Origin of the sequence: Streptomyces chiangmaiensis, from assembly GCF_036281785.1 — a bacterium.
GTDB lineage: Bacteria > Actinomycetota > Actinomycetes > Streptomycetales > Streptomycetaceae > Streptomyces > Streptomyces chiangmaiensis.
The window spans coordinates 1-2,238 of the sequence record NZ_JAYWVC010000484.1 but is presented as its reverse complement, the minus strand read 5'-3'; the positions used below and the strand labels follow the sequence as shown (position 1 = coordinate 2,238).

Here is a 2,238-nt window from a genome sequence, read left to right as displayed (position 1 = left end):
AGAGGGCGGTATGCGACGTGATGTCGTATCTGTCGTCACCGGAACGTGTGGGACCGCCGCATCGGCGCTGATCAAGGGGCCCGGCCGTGCTGGAGTGTCCCCCGTGAGCGACCGCCAGCCCTACAAGAGCGACTTGTCCGACGAGCGCTGGGTCCTGATCGAGCCCGTGATCACCGCCTGGAAGGCCAGGCATCCCTCCGTCAGCGGCCACCAGGGCAACTACGACATGCGGGAGATCGTCAACGCCCTGCTGTACCAGTCCCGCACCGGCTGCCAGTGGGACTACCTCCCCCACGACCTGCCCCCGCCCGGCGCGGTGAAGTACTACTTCTACAAGTGGCGCGACGACGGAACCGACCAGACCATCCACGACCTGCTGCGCTGGCAGGTCCGCGAAAAGAAGGGCCGGTCAGCCGACCCCAGTCTGGTGGTGCTCGACACCCAGAGCCTGCACGCGGCCGCCGGGGTGCCCACGGACACGACCGGGAGGGACGCGGCAAAAAAAGTGCCAGGCCGCAAGCGCGGCCTGGCCGTTGACGTGTTGGGCCTGGTGATCGCGGTGGTGGTGCTGGCCGCCTCGGCCCACGACAACGCCGCCGGCATCGCGCTGTTGGACGGGGTGGTGGCAGGCACCGAGCCGGGCACCGTGAAGAAGGCGCTGGTGGACCAGGGGTTCAAGACCGCCGTCGCCGACCACGGGGCGAAGGTGGGCATCGAGGTCGAGGTGGTGAAACGCAACCCCGGCGACAGCGGGTTCGTTCCGCAGCCCAAGAGATGGGTGGTGGAGCAGACGAACGGGATCTTGATGCTGCACCGCAGGCTGGTGCGCGACTACGAGCATCGGCCCGCCTCGGCCGAGTCGAGGGTGTACTGGGCCATAAGCGACCGGATGTCGAGGATGCTGACCGCAACTTCCACCCCCACCTGGCGCGGCGCATGACCGGCGGGGATCTGACCTTGGGAGCGGTGCTGGCGCGGCTGGAGGAGCGGGAGCGGGAGCTCGCCGCGCAGGCCGAAGCGGCCCGGGAGCGCATCGCGGAGCTGACCGCGCTGCTGGACGGGTTCGACAAGGCCGCCGAGGAGATCCGGATCACCCGCAAGACGCTGCTGGAACTGCCCGACCCGCCGCCGCCCGCGCCGTCGCCCGCGAAACTGCCGGACCACCCGGCCTACCAGCAGATCATGGCGGTGTTCGCCGCGGCCGACGCCCCGCTGCGGGCACGGGCGGTGTGCGAGGCGATGGACCTGGAGATCGTGCCCAACAACATCAACAACGTCCGCCTGAAACTCAAGCGGCTCGCCGAACGCGGAATCCTGGTCGAAACCGGGCAGGGTTTGTTCACCCAGCCGCGGCCATAACCACCCAGCGACCCCGCGACCAGTCAGCCTGCCCCAACCGAAAGGTCAAAACGGGCATCACCTCAAGTGCCGCCCTCTGGGGGCGCTCGGTCGCGCCGATGAGCGGACACGTCGTTCTGCCACCCCGCCAAGAAAACCCGTTGCGAGTGACCCGCATCGGATGTCTGATTGGTCGGCCACCGACCAGGGAGGGAACATGAGGGCGTCGCTGCCTACCCCCTCGTTGCGCACCGCTCGTCTTCGACTGCGTGCCTTCGAAGACGCGGATGCGAACAACCTCTTCGCACTGCACAGCAGCGCCCACATTCTGCGTTACTGGGACTCACCACCGTGGACCGAACGCTCGCGCGCCGAGAAGTTCATCACTGCTTGCCGGCGGATGGAACAGGAGGGCACCGGGGGACGGTTGGCCGTGGATCGTGTCTCCGACGGGGCGTTCATCGGCTGGTGCACCCTGAACAGGTGGAATCCGGAGTACCGCAGCGCGTCGCTCGGCTACTGCTACGACGATGCAGCGTGGGGCCACGGCTACGCGACCGAAGCCGCGCGCGCTCTGCTGCGGTGGGCATTCGACACGCTGGACCTAAATCGCGTCCAAGCCGAGGCCGATACGCGCAATGTGGCTTCTGCCCGCGTGCTGGAGAAGCTCGGCTTCGTGCGTGAGGGGACGTTGCGGGAGGACTGCGTCGTCAACGGCGACGTCTCCGACTCGTGGGTCTACGGGCTGCTCAGGCGGGAGTGGCAGCCGTCGTCCGAGCCGGTTCCCACCCACTGAGTTCCGTCGCTCGGCACCCGGCACCGGCTAACCCCAAGCAACTGATCACTGCGCCTCATCCACACACAACGGCGAACCGGACAAGGGCTTACATACCGTCCTCT

General features: G+C 67.7%; 3 protein-coding genes. All 3 read left to right on the top strand.

Annotation, left to right across the window (positions count from 1 at the left end; genetic code table 11):
- The first annotated feature begins 103 nt into the window (after positions 1-103).
- Complete coding sequence (locus VXC91_RS44735) at positions 104-940, top strand: IS5 family transposase (RefSeq protein WP_329513070.1); 837 nt, start codon at positions 104-106, stop codon at positions 938-940.
- Entirely contained in the window at positions 937-1,359 is a 423-nt protein-coding gene (locus tag VXC91_RS44730; protein ID WP_329513069.1) for a hypothetical protein, read from the top strand. Before VXC91_RS44735 ends, VXC91_RS44730 begins: the two co-directional genes overlap by 4 nt.
- Before the next feature lie 196 nt (positions 1,360-1,555).
- Positions 1,556-2,134 carry a GNAT family N-acetyltransferase gene (locus VXC91_RS44725; protein ID WP_329513068.1) on the top strand — a complete coding sequence of 193 codons (579 nt, stop codon included), beginning with the start codon at positions 1,556-1,558 and terminating at the stop codon, positions 2,132-2,134.
- Positions 2,135-2,238: the final 104 nt, after the last annotated feature.

What these genes read in the sequence shown, in the direction of transcription:
- VXC91_RS44730 (WP_329513069.1), top strand. Translation starts at nt 937, where the DNA reads ATGACCGGCGGGGATCTGACCTTGGGAGCGGTGCTGGCGCGGCTGGAG.
- VXC91_RS44725 (WP_329513068.1), top strand. Translation starts at nt 1,556, where the DNA reads ATGAGGGCGTCGCTGCCTACCCCCTCGTTGCGCACCGCTCGTCTTCGA.